16 protein-coding genes are annotated in these 18,496 nt (G+C 55.4%); 6 read left to right on the forward strand and 10 right to left on the reverse strand.

From position 1 onward, the window contains the following. Positions 1–5: 5 nt before the first annotated feature. Positions 6–1,970: an alpha/beta hydrolase family protein gene (locus AABE20_RS11735; protein WP_338333231.1), complete on the reverse strand. Its 1,965-nt coding sequence runs from the start codon at positions 1,968–1,970 to the stop codon at positions 6–8. Between the two features lie 261 nt (positions 1,971–2,231). Here AABE20_RS11735 and AABE20_RS11740 point away from each other — a divergent pair, with 261 nt between their 5' ends. Then, on the forward strand, positions 2,232–2,816 hold the full coding sequence (locus AABE20_RS11740) for a DedA family protein (protein ID WP_408740923.1): 585 nt from the start codon (positions 2,232–2,234) through the stop codon (positions 2,814–2,816). After that, positions 2,813–3,763: an SDR family oxidoreductase gene (locus AABE20_RS11745; RefSeq protein WP_338333232.1), complete on the forward strand. Its 951-nt coding sequence runs from the start codon at positions 2,813–2,815 to the stop codon at positions 3,761–3,763. The genes AABE20_RS11740 and AABE20_RS11745 overlap by 4 nt, the downstream gene beginning before the upstream one ends. Positions 3,764–3,780: 17 nt before the next feature. Here the strand turns inward: AABE20_RS11745 and AABE20_RS11750 are convergent, their stop codons facing one another. After that, the gene (locus AABE20_RS11750) at positions 3,781–6,132 is read right to left on the reverse strand and encodes a helicase-related protein (RefSeq protein ID WP_338333233.1); all 2,352 of its coding nucleotides are present in this window, start codon (positions 6,130–6,132) and stop codon (positions 3,781–3,783) included. A gap of 363 nt (positions 6,133–6,495) precedes the next feature. Here AABE20_RS11750 and AABE20_RS11755 point away from each other — a divergent pair, with 363 nt between their 5' ends. The 4 genes from AABE20_RS11755 (at position 6,496) to AABE20_RS11770 (ending at position 11,898) form a co-directional block, all read left to right on the forward strand. Continuing rightward, entirely contained in the window at positions 6,496–7,392 is an 897-nt protein-coding gene (locus AABE20_RS11755) for a ferredoxin--NADP reductase (RefSeq protein WP_338333234.1), read from the forward strand. 54 nt (positions 7,393–7,446) lie between these two features. After that, positions 7,447–8,844 (forward strand): glutathione-disulfide reductase, encoded by a 1,398-nt coding sequence (gene gorA, locus AABE20_RS11760; RefSeq protein ID WP_338333235.1) that lies wholly within the window; start codon positions 7,447–7,449, stop codon positions 8,842–8,844. A gap of 12 nt (positions 8,845–8,856) precedes the next feature. Then, positions 8,857–10,212 (forward strand): dihydroorotase, encoded by a 1,356-nt coding sequence (locus AABE20_RS11765; RefSeq protein WP_338333236.1) that lies wholly within the window; start codon positions 8,857–8,859, stop codon positions 10,210–10,212. A gap of 111 nt (positions 10,213–10,323) precedes the next feature. Further along, complete coding sequence (locus tag AABE20_RS11770; RefSeq protein WP_338333237.1) at positions 10,324–11,898, forward strand: TadE/TadG family type IV pilus assembly protein; 1,575 nt, start codon at positions 10,324–10,326, stop codon at positions 11,896–11,898. Between the two features lie 82 nt (positions 11,899–11,980). Here AABE20_RS11770 and AABE20_RS11775 read toward each other — a convergent pair whose 3' ends face one another. The 8 genes from AABE20_RS11775 to AABE20_RS11810 all read right to left on the reverse strand — a co-directional run bounded on the left by AABE20_RS11775 (position 11,981) and on the right by AABE20_RS11810 (position 18,491). Next, positions 11,981–12,439, reverse strand: coding sequence for a hypothetical protein (locus AABE20_RS11775; RefSeq protein ID WP_338333238.1), 459 nt, complete (start codon positions 12,437–12,439; stop codon positions 11,981–11,983). Beyond that, positions 12,402–12,926: a TadE/TadG family type IV pilus assembly protein gene (locus AABE20_RS11780; RefSeq protein WP_338333239.1), complete on the reverse strand. Its 525-nt coding sequence runs from the start codon at positions 12,924–12,926 to the stop codon at positions 12,402–12,404. Before AABE20_RS11780 ends, AABE20_RS11775 begins: the two co-directional genes overlap by 38 nt. Further along, entirely contained in the window at positions 12,850–13,593 is a 744-nt protein-coding gene (locus AABE20_RS11785) for a tetratricopeptide repeat protein (RefSeq protein ID WP_338333240.1), read from the reverse strand. Before AABE20_RS11785 ends, AABE20_RS11780 begins: the two co-directional genes overlap by 77 nt. Before the next feature lie 34 nt (positions 13,594–13,627). Continuing rightward, a complete protein-coding gene (locus tag AABE20_RS11790) occupies positions 13,628–14,536 on the reverse strand; it encodes a type II secretion system F family protein (protein WP_338333241.1) in 909 nt (302 codons plus the stop codon). A gap of 5 nt (positions 14,537–14,541) precedes the next feature. Continuing rightward, complete coding sequence (locus AABE20_RS11795) at positions 14,542–15,489, reverse strand: type II secretion system F family protein (protein ID WP_338333242.1); 948 nt, start codon at positions 15,487–15,489, stop codon at positions 14,542–14,544. After that, the gene (locus tag AABE20_RS11800) at positions 15,486–16,889 is read right to left on the reverse strand and encodes a TadA family conjugal transfer-associated ATPase (RefSeq protein ID WP_338333243.1); all 1,404 of its coding nucleotides are present in this window, start codon (positions 16,887–16,889) and stop codon (positions 15,486–15,488) included. The genes AABE20_RS11795 and AABE20_RS11800 overlap by 4 nt, the downstream gene beginning before the upstream one ends. 4 nt (positions 16,890–16,893) lie before the next feature. Further along, positions 16,894–18,039, reverse strand: coding sequence for a CpaE/TadZ family protein (locus AABE20_RS11805; protein WP_338333244.1), 1,146 nt, complete (start codon positions 18,037–18,039; stop codon positions 16,894–16,896). 101 nt (positions 18,040–18,140) lie between these two features. Beyond that, positions 18,141–18,491, reverse strand: a complete 351-nt coding sequence (locus AABE20_RS11810) for a hypothetical protein (protein ID WP_338333245.1) — start codon at positions 18,489–18,491, stop codon at positions 18,141–18,143. Positions 18,492–18,496: the final 5 nt, after the last annotated feature.

Raw genomic sequence — 18,496 nt, forward strand, 5'->3', positions numbered from 1 at the left:
TTTACTCAGGTATCGGTTGGAGGTGCTGGCTCAAACCCGAAGACCTTGCCATAAAACGCCAGCTCCATTTCCCACGCCTGACGGATCGTGGCCTCCTTGCGAAAGCCATGCCCTTCACCGGGGAACTCATGCAACGTGCAGGAGGCCCCAGCGGCCCGTAGGGCCTGCGCCATGGCATGCGCCTGCGCCGGAGGCACAACCTTGTCTTCCGTCCCCTGCAACAGCAGCACCGGTGCTTTGATCTGGCTGGCAACGGACAGAGGGGAGCGCGCCACATACACACCTTCCGCCGCGGGCCATGGACCAACAAGACCATCCAGATACCGGGCCTCGAACTTATGTGTTTCCTGCGCCAGTGCGCGCAAGTCCGTCACGCCATACAGGCTGACACCTGCTGCAAACAGGTCGGATACCGCCAGCGCCAGCAAGACGGTCATACCACCCGCACTGGACCCACGAATGGCGATTCGCTTCGGGTCCACACGGCCTGTGGCAACCATATGCTGGCAGGCCGCAACACAATCCGCCACATCCACAACACCCCACTGGCCCTGCAACCGGTTCCGCCATGACCGCCCAAACCCCGTGGACCCGCCATAATTCACATCCAGCACGGCAAACCCGCGCGATGTCCACCACTGTACCTTAAAGGAAAAACCATCCTGCGCCCGCGCGGTCGGCCCGCCATGCACCAGAACGATCATGGGTGGTTTTTCCCCCTCTGGCACGCAGGCAGAGCGACTGGCTGGCGGGTAGAAAAAAGCATGGCCCGGCTGGCCAACCAGCCCATCCACAGCAAAGCGGACCGATTCGGGGCAGGATATATCCGCTTTGGGCAGATCCAGCACGGCGGCGCGGCAGAGGACCTGCTGCCCCCCCTGCGCGGCAGTACCAACCACCACGGCAGGCAGGGCATCCGCTGGGGCCTGAATCCATGCAAACCGACCATCCGCCAACGCAACAGGGCACTGGTCAGGATGCCCGGCAAAAGCCTGCACCTGACCCGAGGCCGCGCGCACAAAACACCGCCCCTCCCCATCACGCACACTCAGGACCACGCACCCGCCATCCGCCAGTGGCTGATAGCTGCTTTGCCCGAACACCCATGCAGGCTGGCCAATCTCCCCTTCAGGTAAGGCATACGCCACCAGATGGGGGGCTGGCTGGCGCACGACCTCCCACACCCTCCACAGTTCTGAACAATCGGAAATAACCAGCAAGCGGCCATCCGCCGTCCAACGTGGCTCCACCAGCGATTCGCCGCCAGCAGCCCCGGCCAGAACCTGCACATCATCCAGCCCGAGAATGGCTCCGTCCGCTCCGCGCGCAATGCGGCCCATGCACAAGCGCGTGGAGTCCCACGGCATGTTCGGGTGGTCCCACTCAATCCATGCCAGCAACGCCCCATCGGGCGAACAGGTGGGAGACATATAAAAGTCCGCACCACTTTGCAGTACCAGCCCCTCAGGCGCCACCGCCCCACCAAGAGCGACCAGAGCACCCTGTGGCTCACCCGCTTGTCTGTGGTCCTCGCGCACGGCCAGAACCGTAGTCCCTGCCGGATCAAACCGCAGGTCAGCAAACCGCAGACCGTCCGCACCTGCCAGCAACCGGGGCGTTGTATCCGCCCCAACCAAGAGCCAGACCTGCGCGGTGCGCCTGTCCGCATAAACAATGCCTTGGGGCGCCACCGCGTATGCGCCTCCCCCATATTCATGCACACGGGTGCCCACATCGGCCTGTACGGGCAGGACCTCGCTCACGCCCTCTGGCTCCGCCCAACGCATGAGGGCCGTGCGCCCCCCCTCCGCCGGACGGCGCTCCAGCCAGAATACACTCTGGCCTGTTGCGCGTACCTCCGAGAGGGTCAGACTTTTACCCGCCACCAGAGTGGCGGTAACAGGGGAGGGCCAGCTACCACACCGCATGGGCTGGAGCACTTGAGCATGAGCACTGTTCTGTTCCATCATGCTCCCAGTTTATCATGCAAAACACGTTGAACGGAAAGGCATGTGCCGCCGTGCATTCCATGCTAGGCACAGTCAATCGCTCTGGTTATTTTACTGTGGGCTTGACATGACAGGAGCGACTCTGCTCCTCCACACTCCTGATGATGTTGTCTCTGAATTGGATTGTCTGTTCTGTTACACGCTCTGGAATCCATTTTTTCGCTTGATTACCTGACAACCCTGTTCACCCGTTATGGTTACGGGGTGGTTGGCGTTGTTGTTATGCTCGAAAGCATGGGCCTGCCCCTGCCTGCGGAAAGTCTGCTGATTACAGGGGCGATCTTTTGCGCGACCACCCACAAGCTCCAGATCGAGGGCATTATTGTGGCTGGGGTTACGGGCGCGATTATGGGGGACAATCTGGGCTATCTGATTGGCCACCGTCTGGGCCTTGGTATTCTGCGCAAGCACGGCCCACGTTTTGGCCTGACCCCCGAGCGGCTGCTGCTGGGGCGGTATGTTTTTCTCAAACATGGTGGACCGGTTATTTTCTTTGGCCGCTTTGTGGCCATCCTGCGGATGTTTGTCGCCATTCTGGCCGGAGCGAACCGTATGCCCTGGCATACGTTCCTGTTCTATAACGCGCTTGGTGGCCTGTTCTGGGCAGGTGGATACACAACATGCGCCTATCTGCTAGGCAGCGAAATTGCCAAACTCTCCGGCTGGCTGGCCGTGGGTTTTGGGGCCGCAACTCTGGTGGTCATTGGCGTTTTGTTCATGTTCATCAAGCACAATGAAAAACGTCTGACGGAGGAAGCGATGTTGGCAGCAGAACAGGATGAGCAGCTCAAAGAGCCAATGGCATGAGGGGCCGCACCCCGTGGCGGGTTAACAACACACACCCGCACCTGCACGGGCGTGTTGCACTGGTAACCGGCGCCAATAGTGGGCTGGGGTTTGAGGCCGCATCAGGCCTTGCCCACCGTGGTGCAAAACTGATCCTGCCCGTTCGTAACCCCGAAAAAGGGCAAAACGCGCTCACCCGCCTGTTGGCAGCGTGCCCTGCGGCGGATGTAACCCTGCTTCCGCTCAATCTGGCATCCCTCCGCTCGGTCGCCGAGTGCGCTCAGGCCATTGCCGCCATAACGGACCGGATTGATATTCAGATCAACAATGCCGGGGTCATGGCGCCCACACGGCGCATGGAAACGCAGGATGGGTTTGAACTCCAGTTCGGGGTGAACCATCTGGGCCACTTTGCCCTCAGCGCGCATTTGCGCCCCCTGCTCGAAGCGGCCCCCGGTGGGGGGATTCTTGTCACCGTAGCCAGTCTGGCGGCAGGCAAAAACACCATCCACTTCAATGACCTGCAAGCCCGCCACCGCTACAGCCCGTTTGGGGCTTACCAGCAGAGCAAACTTGCCAACCTGTTGTTCGCACAGGAACTGGCCCGCAGGGCGGGGGAACAGGGGTGGAATATTCACTCCCGCGCAGCACACCCCGGATGGGCCGCCACATCCATTGTAGCCAACGGGCAGGCATCCACCCTACCCAGACCTTTGGGCATGATTGAGCAAACACTTGGTTCGGCCATATTGCGCGTTATTGGCCAGTCCGCCGCCAAAGGTGCGGAACCCCTGCTTTACGCGGCTCTCTCCCCCCATGCGCGGGATGGAGATTATTACGGCCCACAAGGTGTGGGCGAACGCCGTGGCCCACCCGGCCCGGCCATTGTACCGCCCACCGCGCGCAAGGCCAGCCTTGCCGCCCGCCTGTGGAATATTTCCGAACGGTTGACCAACACGGCCTGGTAAAGGCCGTGCAACCCCCACTACCCGTGTGAAGAGCGGCGCGCACGGCTCTGCTGGCGCAGAACGCGTTCGATCCAGTCATTCAGCTTACGGGTTGTGTCTTCCGCTTCTTCCCGGTCGGGGTAAATGGTGGGGAAGCGTAGCGCCAGCCAGCGCCATGCCACCAGCCGCTTGTGCCGTTTTTCGGCTCGTTCAAGCTCCTCCCGCCCGGCCCGTTCGGCTGCGGGGAGCGGGCCTGTACCCGGTGGCAGCACACGGCGGCCAGCGGCGTGGTCCGCAGCCCAGCCGACCAGACGCCTGATCCCGTTATCGCGGTCATCTACCGGGCACATGGCGTAGGACCAGCGGGTTGTCAGGTCCAGCCCCTCCACCCCTTCCAGCGCCGAGGCAATGGCAAAGGCCTGTTCCATATCCGACAGGCGGTAATTGGGGTCATCCTTGCGTAAAACGGCCCTGTGAATGCGTGAGAGCACACCATACAGGCTTTGCGAGCCAATTTCGGACGCAACGGCCTTAACAATATCCGCGTCCGGCTGCACGTAAGGGCGCAGGTCCTCTGGCATTTCGGCGTCCGCATCCAACTGGCGACGCACAAAGCTGGGGCTACCAGCCCCTGCCAGCACGGCCACAACGCCCGTCTCATGCTTGCCAAAGCGGCCAGCACGCCCGCCAATCTGCTTGACCTCCTGCACGGTCAGGTCGCGGGTCTGGCGACCATCGTATTTTTTGAGCGCTGCAAACACTACCCGTTTGATGGACAGGTTCAGCCCCATACCAATGGCATCGGTCGCGACCAGAATATCGGCCTGACCATTGTTGAAGCGCTGTGCCTCGGCCCGGCGCACTTCGGGGCTGAGGGCACCGTACACCACAGCCACACGCTTGCCGTGCTGCATAAGGGCTGCGCGCAGGTCCAGCACCTCCCTACGGGAGAAGGCAATAAGCGCATCCCCCGCACCAAGGTCGGCCAGCCGCACGGGCTGGCTGGCAGCCCTGAGGGGGCTTTTGCGCTCAAGCGAGATTTCGTCCAGCGGGTCACCACACAATTCGGCAATCCGGCGCACCATGGGAATGCAGTCTGGCGCTCCCAACACGTACAGGTGCCGTGCGGGTGCGCCCATAATGGCAGCAGTCCATGCCGCCCCACGGTCTGTATCAAACAGCATCTGGGCTTCATCAATCACAGCCACATCCACGGGGCTGTAGAAGGGGCACATTTCCACCGTTGCGGCCAAATGCCTGCTGCCCGGCACCTCAATGCGTTCTTCCCCGGTGGAGAGAGAGGCCTCGACTCCGCGGGCTGCCAGTGCCTCGCGGAACTCATGGGCCAGCAGGCGCAGAGGGGCGAGTGCAAGCCCGCTTTCGGCCTGCGCCAGCGCGTTGAGCGCTGTGTAGGACTTGCCGCTATTGGTTGGCCCTGTGACCAGTGTAATCTGGCGGTTAAGCGCACGCGCGGTGCGAAAATGGGCCGCGTACTTGTCCAGCGCCGCCACGCGGGCAATAACGGCATTGGCAACCTTGCGCCCCATATCCGGCGCGTGTTTGGGCTTGCCCGACCCGGTTGCAGGGCCGCGCTCATCCCTGCGCCATTCGGACAGGTTGGCGCGCAGGGCCACAAGGGCTGCGGGGTCAAACTCCCACCGTTCCCGCCCACCGGGTTCTTGCACCTTACGGGCCACTGGCAACCGATTCTCGGCAATCCAGCGCAGAGCTTCACGGTGCGAGCAGTGGAGGAGTCGGGGCACCTCGTTAAACGGAACAAGGCTACTCTCCCACGCCTTGAGCTGTTCTTCTTCCTGCTCACGCCGGTTCTGGGCGTTTTGTTCAATCCGGCTGACCGCGCGCTGGCGCTGGGCCTCCTCCTTGCGCGCCGTCTCCAGGAACGGGTCGCCTTCGGGCAGGTCAAAGGCAATAGCCACGGCCATAAGCAGCAGGTCGGTCTGGGCGGGGGAGGGCACACGCCCGATATCCACCAGATCGGCCTGAATGGCGGCAAATGCGGCATGGGGCGATGCCCCATACCCACGCAGGCGTGCCAGACTGACCGGAGCCAGAGCATGCTCCAGCGCATGATCATCCGCACTCGGGTCGGTAATCCCTCCGACCGCCTCTTCTATTTCCTCCCGCGTGATCCAGATTCGGCCACTGCGGCGCGTACGGTCCAGCAGGCGGGAAATCCATTTTTTACGCCGGATCTGGCACAATGCGGCCCGATAGACCTCGGCCGGGACCTCGCGCGCACCGGGTTCCAGTGCGCGGGCAATCCGGCGCAGGACCTCGGTTTCTTCCTTGGGTTCGGGCTGTAGACCCGTATGGGCCACGGCACGGGCAAGCGCTTCACGCGCGGGGGAGGCGGGGCTATCTGACGTCATACCCTACTTCTTGCGTCATCCCGCGCGGCGGAACAATGGCCCTTGCCCAATACTTCATGGAAAAATCAAACATTGCCCCCCAACATCGGGGGTGGGCGCGCAATATACGCTTGATATGGCCGCCACCTTGTGCCCATTGTGCCCGCCAATGGCGGTTTGTGGCTTCCAACCGAGGCTGTTCCTGCCCTGCTGTGTGAAGCAGGAACACGTCTTGTGACGAATTTGCACTGGCGTCCCACGCGCCTGCCCCTTAAAAACGCCGCCAAAGCACCAGGGTTGCCTTTTGCCTGTTGAAGCACTGCCCCCTTTGGGCAAAAGCGCGCCATCTATCTGATCTGCTATAAGCGGAGTACAAAGCGGTCCATGTCTGAAACCATTCTTGATAACGACGTTCTCCCCCGGATGTCTGCCTCTGAAGTACCGAGCAGCCTGCTGCCGGTAGAAGGGCAGGACGGTGTGTGGCACCTTGCTCCCCCTACCAAGGAGTATGGGCACCTCTACCCGGCCAAGGTGCTGACTGTGCACCACTGGACCGACCGCCTGTTCACCTTCACCACCACGCGTGACCCCGGCCTGCGGTTTGAAAACGGCCAGTTCGCCATGATCGGGATTGAAGTGGACGGCAAGCCTCTGCTGCGCGCCTACTCCATTGCCTCCCCCAATTATGCGGACGAAATGGAGTTCCTCTCCATTGCCGTGCCCGATGGCCCGCTGACCTCGCGCCTGCGCCACGTTAAAGTGGGTGATACGGTTCTGATCGGGCGCAAGCCCACCGGCACCTTGCTGCTGGACAACCTGCGCCCCGGCCGCAACCTGTATTTCCTGTCCACCGGCACGGGTCTGGCGCCCTTTATGAGCCTGATCAAGGACCCGGAGTGCTACGAGCGCTACGACCATGTTATCCTCAGCCACACCGTGCGTATTTCGGGCGAGCTGGCCTATGCCAACCACATCCGCCACGAACTGCCCAAGCACGAGTTCCTTGGCGAGGACATTTCGGGCAAGCTGCTCTACTACCCGGCCGTCACGCGTGAAGACTTTGCCGTGACCGACCGCATTACCAAGCTGATCGAAAGCGGCAAGATCTTTACAGATCTGAACATTCCCGCCCTCGACCCCGAGCATGACCGCGTGATGATCTGCGGTTCGCCCGAAATGCTGGCCGATACGGAAGCCCTGCTCCAGGCCCGCGGGTTTGATGAAGGCAATATGTCCACCCCCGGCGCGTACGTGGTGGAAAAAGCCTTTGCCGAACGGTAAGGATTGTCCCGCCTTACCGTAAAAAACCTTACCAGCACCAAAGGAGCCTGCCCCATGACGTATGATTTTGATCTTCTGGTCATTGGAGCTGGCTCCGGCGGTGTCCGCTGCGCCCGCATTGCCGCCAGCCATGGTGCGCGTGTGGGTGTAGTGGAAAGCCGCCACTGGGGCGGTACATGCGTCAATCTTGGCTGTGTGCCCAAAAAGCTTATGGTCATGGCCAGTGATTATGCCGATATGGTGGAAGACAGCCACGGCTTTGGCTGGTCCACCGCCCCCGGCACCCATAGCTGGCCAGACCTGATAGCCGCCAAAGACCGCGAAATTACGCGCCTGAATGGCATCTATGTTTCCATGCTGGAAAAAGCGGGGATTTCCCTCTTTACCGGCCATGCCGAATTTGTGGATGGGCATACGCTGCGGATTACCCCCTCCCCGCTTGCTCCCACGGAACAGCCCCGAACGGTCACGGCCGAACGGATTGTTATTGCAACTGGCTCCACCCCCACCAAGCTGGATATTCCGGGCGCTGAACTGGCCATTACCTCGGACGAAGCCTTTGCCCTGCCACAGCGCCCGCAACGCGTGGTCATGATTGGCAGCGGGTATATTGGCATTGAATTTGCCGGTATTTTTGCAGGCCTTGGGTCCAGGGTGGACCTTGTTTACCGCCGGGACCTCCCCCTGCGCGGGTTTGACCCGGACATGCGCACAGCACTGGCTGAGGCCATAGAGGCACGCGGCATTACCCAGCACCGCCACGCCAACCCCACCGCCATTACCCGCAATGGGCCAGAACTGGTTCTTACACTGGATAACGGGCAGAGCCTGAGCGCTGACTGTATTTTCATGGCCACGGGCCGCCGCCCCAAAATTGATTCGCTGGGGCTTGGCAACACATCCATTACAACCGCCGATAATGGCCGTATTCAGGTGGATGCCAACAGCCAGACCACACATCCCGGCATTTACGCCATTGGGGACGTAACCGACCGCATTAACCTGACCCCCGTAGCCATTGCGGAAGGGCATAATCTGGCCGACCGCCTGTATGGCAAGGCTCCGCCGCGCCAGTGGTGCTACGCCACCACGCCCAAGGCTGTCTTTTTCTCCCCCCCCGTTGCCACGGTGGGGCTGACGGAAGAAGAAGCCACGCAAAACGGTGCGGTGGATATTTACCTCACCCGCTTCAACCCCATGCGCTACACACTGGCAGGCCGCGTGCGCAGAACAGTGATGAAGCTGGTGGTGGACCAGCAAAGCCAGAAGGTCGTAGGCGTGCATATTCTGGGTGATGAAGCCCCCGAGATGTTGCAGGCCGTTGCCATTGCCGTAACGGCCGGGCTGACCAAGGCCGACTTTGACCGCACCATTGGCATTCACCCCACCTCGGCCGAGGAACTGGTGACCATGCGCACCCGCACACGCACCACCCCAAAAGCTGACAAGTAAGGACCAAAGCTCATGGCCGCATCCGCACAGAACGCCCCGCAAAAGGCCCATGATCTCGCACTCAAGAATGGCTCCGTTGTTCTGCCTGATGGCACGGTGGAAACAACAGTCTATGTGCGCAACGGCCAGATCAGCGCCATTGGCGGCACGGCCGATGCGGCGCGGGTAATCGACTGCACGGGCCTGACCATCCTGCCCGGCGTGATTGATACACAGGTCCATTTTCGTGAACCCGGTGCGGTGGAATACGAAGACCTTGAAACAGGCAGCCGCTCTGCCGTGCTGGGTGGGGTCACTGGCGTTTTTGAAATGCCGAACACCAAGCCCACCACCTCCACGCCAGAAGCCGTAGCCGACAAGCTGGCCCGTGCAAAAGGCCGGATGTGGTGCGAGCATGCATTTTATGTTGGAGCCACATCCGATAACGCCGAGCAATGCGGGGAACTGGAAAAACTGCCCGGCACGGCGGGTATTAAAGTGTTCATGGGGTCCTCCACCGGGAGCCTTCTGGTCTCGGACGACGCCATGCTCGAACGTGTCCTACGCTCCGGCCAGCGCCGGGTCGCCATCCATGCCGAGGACGAAGCACGGCTGATCGAACGCATGGGTGAACGCGTGGAGGGGGACCCCTCCTCCCACCCTGTCTGGCGGGATGATGAGACCGCATTGCGCGCCACCAAACGCGTTCTGCATCTGGCGCGCAAAACCGGGCGACGTGTGCATATCCTGCACATTACAACCCCTGCGGAGCTGGAACTGATCGCCCAGCACCGCGATATTGCCACGTGTGAACTCACCCCCCAACACCTCACCCTTGCGGCTGAGGACGCCTACCCACGTCTGGGCACCTTTGCCCAGATGAACCCGCCCATCCGCTCCGCGGCACACCGCGATGGCCTGTGGCACTGGGTTACGCAGGGCATGCCCGATGTGATCGGCTCCGACCACGCCCCCCATAGTCTGGCGAACAAGAGCAAACCCTACCCTGCCTCCCCCTCTGGCATGCCGGGCGTGCAGACCCTGCTCCCCCTTATGCTCAACCACGTGGCCCACCACCGCCTGAGCCTGCGCCGTCTGGTCGATCTGACATCCGCAGGCCCGCAGCGCCTGTTCGGTCTGGTGCGCAAGGGGCGCATTGCGGTCGGGTATGATGCGGACCTGACCATTGTGGACCTGAAAGCCCGCTGGACCATAGAGCAGGACTGGCTGGCATCGCGCTGCGGCTGGTCTCCCTTCACGGGTGAAACATTGACCGGCAGACCCATTGGCACCATTATTCGTGGGCAACAGGTTATGTGGGAAGGAACACTGGCAGACAAAGCGATGGGCGAGCCTTTCCGTTTTGATGCAACAGACCGGCCAGCCTGATTAAAACCATATTATAATCAAAGCATTTAGCCACATCAGTGTATTCAGCTCCTAGTCTGACAAACGGTATTTGATGGCACGCTGAATACAGGAAAAAGGACACGCACGAGCATGGCAAGGCGTTTCGACTCCAAGGGTGTTATTGCTATTATTGCAGCAATTGCTCTGCCGGTTCTGCTTGTGCTGGCAAGCGGCGCCATAGACCTTGGACGTTCGTACGTTGTAAAACAACGCCTGCAAACCGGCGTGGACGCCGCAGCATTGGTTGCACAGGTCAATGCCGCCAATGCAACACCGGAAACGGCCTGCCAGTCCACCGATGCCATGAACGCGGTGTTAAACTCCAACATTACAAGCAATGGCTTTTTAAGCACGTCCACGCCCACGCTTGTAAGTTGCTCTTATGATTCCGCGACGAAGAAAATAATGGTCACTGGCACGGTGAACCTGAAAAAAACCATTGGCTTTGCCCCCTCCAGCATTAGCGCCACAGGTTACGCCTCCATAGATGATGATCAGGATACATCACCATGGATGTACCAGTTCAAAACACAGAACAATAATTGCCAGTATAACCCTTATCTCGACACGCTTTCGCTGGTTTCCAGCGATAAAGCACTCATCATGAGTGGCCCGGTGCAGAACAACTGCGCCTCTTCCGACTGGACAAACACCACATCAATTGTTGCCAATGGTGGGGGCACAAGCATTAACACATTTAATGTTACGGGCACTGTAACCATGAACGGAACGCAGGGTGCAAGGTTGTGCCAGAACTCCTACTACCTTTGCGTCAGTAATAATACCAATATGCAAGGCACGATTATTGATAATATTCCAATCTACACAAGCGGAAAGCTATATTTAGCTGGCGGCACAGTCCTGAGCAGTGCGCTCACACCAGCAGAAGTCATTCATGTCGTTGGTGGGGGCATTACAAACGATACATCCTTGCCCGTAACCATTAGCAACCTCAATATTGCCAGCACCAACAATACCGCTTTCGATGTTAACAATGGCACCCTGAACATTACAAACGGAACGACCATTAATACTGGCAATTCGGCCAGCACTCCCGTGCTATCCAACTCGGGCACAGACAAAGCAACCGTCAATATTTCGGGCCAGTCCAGTGTCAGTGGTCAATTCCAGGTTCACGGGCCGCTCAATCTCACCCTTTCTGATGGTTCGTCTTTTCAAGGGAGCCTTATGCTCCCTTCAACATCGATAATAAAGTTGACCAATAAATCGACCGTCATGCTCTATAATCAGGGAACGACGGCAATAAGCGGTATGACGCTCTCTATTGATAATTCGACCTGGACTTATGATAACGTTAGCGCTGGGTGGACCATCTCAAATAGTACAATCTATCTGAGTAATGGTGCAAAAATGACCAGCGCTCCCCAGAACAATGTCTACGCCACCCTATCTGGTGGTTCGACCATGAACTTTGTCACAAGCTCTGTGATTACAGGTAGCACTTATAAACTGAGCGGCGGGAGTACTCTGGATATCTCAAGTCTTCCCAACTGGAATTCAAACCTGTACGTACAGCTATCGGATACAAGCAAAATTATCGTCAAGCAGACCACCTATTCAGGCCCCGGCTCAACCGGTAACTCTTTCAACTACACTTGCACCAGCCCCTCAGATTCTAGTGGGCCGCCAATCTGCACAAAGTAATAGCCGTAGTAGATATCTCTTTTACGCCATTTCCAGAATCTGACCTGCCCACGCCATACAGCCTGTGGCAGGTAAGCTCATGTTAGTTATTACTCAGTGTAGCTCCTGTAGGGAAAATGGAACTGCTCAGAAAATGAGTTGAACACCCAGCAACCACAACATAGGACGGCGTCAGAGAAGTGGCACTAACGCCCTGTGCGGCCGAACAGGAGCAGGCGGATGGCACCGTAAGGCTCAATTTGCCGTCTATGGTCACCATAACGCACAGCGTCGCGCCTTTTAGCGTTGTCATGTTAGACGATGTTGCATCATCCAAAACAGCCTGAACACTTTCTGATGAAACGGTGTTCTCTCGGGCCACAATCTGCCCGACATGATCTGTTAAGGCATTGATCTGATAGTATTCATTAAGCTCAGAGCCAAACTTGACAAGGCCGGTTAAGAGAGCAGCGGTCACAATAAAAAACAAGGCAGCCTCAATAACAACGCTGCCTTGCTTTTTTTTAAGACGCCGCCGAACAGTTTTGACTCTGTTCATCATGCACCAAAACCTTTTCCGTATGAGTCCAACCCGTGTCATGCACTATTGTGGATGCCCATGATGTTAAAAATGGCTGCTTGTAGCTAAACTGATAGGTCACAGTGTTGGCAATGGCCGCATCGGCTCCCAAAGACTGAATGATCACACCCGTGCTCACAATCATGCCTTCTGCCCCCTGACTGACGAGTGTCTGCAAAAACTCCTGCGTGGGCACACAGGAGGAGCCAGAATTATTCTGTCCATCATTTGTATAACCGGTTTCTAAAAACCGAGCGGCATTCTGGACACCATTTTGAAAAGCAAAGTCAGTAATAATCTGCCATCCCGTCTCCAGAAGAACAAACATCATCCCCAAACAGACAGGCAACACAATGGCTGTCTCGAGTGCGGCAACCCCTTTCCTGTCGGTTTTAGAGCGAACCATGCTTGGAACCCAATTGGCGGTAACTGTCCAAAACCTTTTCTGCCCGTGCCAAAGACATATCATGCTGCAACGTCTGCCGCGCTGCTGTGACGTTCCCGGACATAAACTGGGCATAGGCCAGATTGGCACGAATTTTGGGCGTTGCATCCGCCGATGCCGCCAGAGGCGACAACATGAACAGAGCCGAATCATACTGGCCGTTCAAAGCATAGGAAAAACCCAGATTGCTTTGCGCCGCAATCAGCAGCGGGTCTAGTTTCATGGCTGTGTAATACGCGGTCTGAGCCTGCTTGTGTTGGCCTGCATAATCATAGGCCACCCCAAGGTCGGTCCAGACCTGCGGATCACGCGGGAAGCGTTTGACCATATCCTGCAAGCGGCTTAGGGCACGGTCGGGCATGAGCTTCAGATCTATTCTGGCCAGCCCTTTCATGGCCTCAACAGAGTTGTGGTCTTTGGCTAACACGTCCTTAAAAAACAGAATGGCAGGCTGGTAGCGCCCCAAGTCGGCATTCGCACGGCCAAGCGCAAGCAGCGTGGGAATATCCTCCGGGTTTGACTGCACACGGTGCTGAAGCAGCTTGAGTGCCGCCATAGGCGCACCATTATCCATTTCAACATTCGCCGTTTTCAGGTCTTTTTGCTCAGCCTTACGGTCAGCCGAACAGCCAGCCAGTACGATGAGCAAACTTGCAATCAGCCCCGCCTGCGAACGCAAAATTATAGACATATTGGCACTCCAGACTGCGTCTCTACCGCTCTATTTATTTCATAAACTGTACTGCAACCGGCCCCAGCACGACAATAAACAGAACCGGCAGAATAAACACGATCATTGGCACTGTCATAAAAACCGGTAGCTGCGCCGCACGCGTCTGATAACGCAGCATAGCATCCTGTTTGACATCCGCAGATAAGGTTCTAAACGCCTCTGCCAGTGGGGTTCCTGTTTCCAACGACTGAATGAGGATGGAGGAGAGCTGCTTCATAACCGACAACCCCGTCCTTCTGGCCATTTGCCTGAACACCTCATAACGGTCAGATATAAGCTGCATATCCTGCACTGTCAGCCTAAACTCGTTCGCGACATCCTTATTCAGTTGTTGCATGTCCCTGGCAACGCGGATCATGCTAACCTCCATAGGCATACCCGACTCTGCGCAGATAATAAGCAGATCAAGCGCTTGCGGCATGCCTTTTTCCACGCCCTCCAAATACTTCTTATGCAAAGAGTTCAAAATAAAATCCGGAAGGACAATCCCCACAATAGGAAAGGCAATGGGGAGAACAATATGCGAGATTATTCCGGTGTCTTTGAAAAAGAAATAATAAAGAGAAATTACCAGACCAATACAAAAAAACAGAACCTTGGACCCCATAAAAATATAAAAAGCACCCCCACTAAATTCTGGTTTTTTTGAAATAGACCGCAACATCTCATCAACTGTTTTTTGCGGTATTACGTTGGCATTTATAATAAATTGACCAAATTTTGACAAAATATGATAAAAATCAAATTTATTTCCAGACTTCTTATCTTTAACAACACTATCACAAACGGCCTGAATTCTATTTTTCCTATATTGGAATTTTTTTGCGCTCTGGTTGTATAAAACCCCCAGAACGCCAAGGAAGAAAAATAATGCAAATCCAATGATAATCTGAACAGACACTTTTTCTACCTCAGCACTTTACTGATCAAAATCTTGATAGAGAGCAATCCAGTGCACCATAGCCCAACGGCAAGCGCCAAAACAAAATGACCTCTATCTGTGGTAAAGATCGGGTCAAAATAATTAGGACTTTGGAACTTCATAAATACTGCCACAGCAATGGGCAGACCCAAAAGTATATAACTTGTCATTTTTGCTTCGCTGGAAGCCGCAATAGCCTGCTTGCGGATATCCATGCGGCTGCGCAGGGTTTTTTCAAGGCTGGCCATAATATCCGCCATGGTTCCCCCACTTTCGGCCTGTAAATTGACCACAATGGCCACCAGTTTATATTCTTCCATCTCAATACGTTCACTCAGTTTGGTAAACGCACCCGGAACACTCGCCCCAACAGCAATATCCTGCATAATTTTACAAAATTCCGACGCGGTTGGCTCGCTCGCCTCCTTACTGACCAATTGCACCGCACGCGACAAAGGCATACCAACCCGCAAGTCCCGCACCAGCATCCCGATTGTCTCGGGCAGTTGGTCATAAAGCTTCTGGCGGTATCTTTTTCCAATCCATGTATAAAAAAAACGAAATCCAAATACCCAGACAAAAGGCCATGCCAAAAAAAGCATGTACTCCTGAATGTAGAATATAACGATAAACCCCATCAACAGAACAAAAACAGCAACAAAAAACACTGATCTGTTGTTTTTTATAGATGATTCAGCGACTTTGAAATTAAGTATGTTATGCAAAAAATAGTATAATACTTCATTTACTCTTTTTGAAAAAACATAAACACTAATTTCTTCCTCTTTAACAGGAAGTTTGACATAGGATGATAGTGTTTCTTTTATGCGTAATATTCTTTTTTCCTGAGCCTGCATTGTATAATATATAGATGCGCCGCCCACCAACCAGAATAGAAAAAAAATACCACCAAATAATTGGATGGAATTCATAGTCGCGCCTCAGAAAGAGCAGAGTTCCACAACCGATCCATATCGCAATATTGGAGTTTTTCAAAAAAACTGGGGCGGGTTCCCGAAACATTATAATGCGTTTTCAGGGCGCCATTTTCATCTTCCCCATCAAAAGCAATACGGAAGATATCATTCATAACAACAACATCATTTTCCAGACCAGCAACATCGCTCACCTGAACAATGCGGCGCACCCCGTCCCTCTGGCGTCCAATCTGCACAATCAGATCAACTGCCCCCACAATCTGGGTGCGGATTGCAGATAAAGGAAGGGACATGCTGCCCATTTGCACCATATTTTCAATACGGGTAATGGCATCTTTGGCGTTATTGGAGTGAATGGTCGACATGCTGCCATCATGGCCCGTGTTCATAGCCTGAAGCATGTCAAACGCTTCGGCTGAACGGACCTCCCCAATAATAATACGGTCCGGTCGCATACGCAGGGCGTTACGGACCAGATCCCTCTGGGACACCTCGCCGCGCCCTTCAAGGGAGGCCGGACGTGTTTCCATCCGCACAACATGAGGCTGCTGCAATTGTAGCTCTGCTGCATCCTCTACCGTAATAACGCGCTCTCCAAAATCAATAAAATGGGAAAGTGCATTCAGGAGCGTTGTTTTTCCCGAACCTGTGCCGCCTGATACAATAATATTCAGCCGAATACGTGCCGCAATTTCCAGAATTTTAGCCAGACTTGAAGAGCAGGACCCTGCCTCTACCATTTTTGCAAAATCTATTTTCTGTTTTGCAAATTTACGGATGGAAACATAGGGACCATCCAACGCCAAAGGTGGAAAAACGATATTAACACGGGATCCATCCTTAAGGCGGGCATCCACCATGGGACTGGATTCATCAACACGGCGCCCCATATCTGTCGCAATTCTTTGGCAAACAGACATAAGATGCCGCTGATCACGAAACCTGACAGGAGTAAGCGCGACTTTTCCTTTTCGTTCAACAAAAATCCGGCTGGGACCGTTAATCAGAATATCATTAATACTATCGTCTTCCAAAAGTGGCTGGATTGGCCCCAACCCCTTGATGTCATTCACAAGCTCGGATGTAATTTCTTTCTGTTCGCGGAGATTGAGATGAATCCGCTGATCCGTTGCAACCTGATCTACAACCCGTTCAATAGCACTTGCCAGCTGCTCGGCAGACAATGGCAAAATAAGTGCAGGGTCTAATTGCGTCAGACACGAACTACGCAATGTTAACCATTGCTCATTCGTCAGGGTCTGTTCAGTTGGTTCAGGTTCTACGGGTTCTTCCGGAACAACCGGAAGTTGCTCAACCTTGGTTTCAGCCTGAGTTTGCAGGAGTTGAAGCCGCTTCAAACGACCGACCCGGTCTCCATCATTGTCACTCGCCATGGACTTACTTCCGCCTGAACTTGGAGAAATAGGACGCTATACGACTCCGCCACCCATTATATTCATGCTGCCCGGGAATGTGCACGGAAAGCCCGGTCTGGGCGAGTTGGAGAATGGCATTGTAAAACTGTTTGTTCTGCGTGACCAATGGCTGGCCATTAATTTCGGCCTCACCAAACTCCTTGGGTAAATAAGGAATAACAACATCTGGCTGTAAATTCAGACTTTTACAAATCTCGTCCATGGACAGCGTTCCCGGCCGACCATAACTGTTCAACACAAAAATTGGACGGGTTGGTAGCGCCCCCTGTGGCAACGCAGCCATGGCGCGCAGCGTATCACGAATGGAAATAAGCGTTGGATCCAGCACAAAAATAAGCTGCTGTGCATCTTCCAGCAAAGCGAGATACATATCTCCATCTCGCCAGTTGGATTCAGCCATAATAAAATGAAATTTTGTACGAACAAACTCTATCAGAGCTTTGGAGGTAGACGGGGCAATACGGGGCCTGTTCAATATAGGCCCAACCGCTGCGAGTAGATGCAACCGCTCCGATATGTTTTGCGTGCTTCGTTCAATAAGCAAGCCATCCATACGATCTGGCGTTTCCAAAACTGCCTGCAAACCACTATTGTTTTCTGCATTCAGAAGAATGCCGAGTTTGCTGGCCTGCAAATTGAAATCAACAAGCAGCGTGTGCCTTTTCAGTTCTTCTGCAACACACCAGCCCAAATTGGCCAGAATGGTTGAAACGCCAACACCATCCCTGACCCCCGTCATCAGCACAAAACTACCGCCATTGGCTGCGGAACGAAATTTCTGCCCATGCAGGATAATACCGCCAAAAAAGCGGACAACAAGGTTCTGAACAAGCGGGTGGTACAGATACTCCGACACACCAAAACCATGCGTAATGGCACGATAAAAGTCGACGTCCTGCCTATCCCCCACAATCAGCAATGTAACACTTGGCGGCACAATTCCCGTAATATCGCGCACACTGGCAATGGGGTCGGACGAACCGCCAATATCAACAATAACGTAGGGTGGTGCTTCGTTTTTCTCCAAATAATCCATTGAGTGCTCAAGCGACATGCGGAGCACTTCACCTTCATCGGGGCATACGCTGTGGATGAAGTCGATAAACATGCTTTCGGTTTCTGCGCTTTGCACTAACGCAAGAACACGAATCTTGTTTTCTTCTGCTTCAGGCCTGTTCGGATTTTGGTTACGTGCTTCAGACACAGCGGTTAGTTCCCCGGCCCACCAGAATCTCCACCATCGCCACCTGCGCTACTTGCACTGTTACTTTGAACTTGCGCCACATTTGTATCTGGCAATTTACGTACTTTGTCGTCCCTCCAGCGCTGCACGGCAACGGCAGCGCGGTGGCCATCGCTCGGACCAAGATGCCGCCCTTCATACAGGTCAGACTTTCTCTCGACCTGAGCCGCGATATTCGCATCGTACACATGCAATGGACGCCAAGTATAAGGCTGCGTAAGCGGGTCCATGCTTGAGCAGGCAGACAGGGCGAAAGAGAGGCCAGACAATGCCAGCAGGCTAACGCTCTTGGTCATAAAGGCAAAAAACTGATTCATGTTGA

It is taken from the genome of Acetobacter zythi, from assembly GCF_963921165.1.
In the GTDB taxonomy this organism is placed as follows: domain Bacteria; phylum Pseudomonadota; class Alphaproteobacteria; order Acetobacterales; family Acetobacteraceae; genus Acetobacter.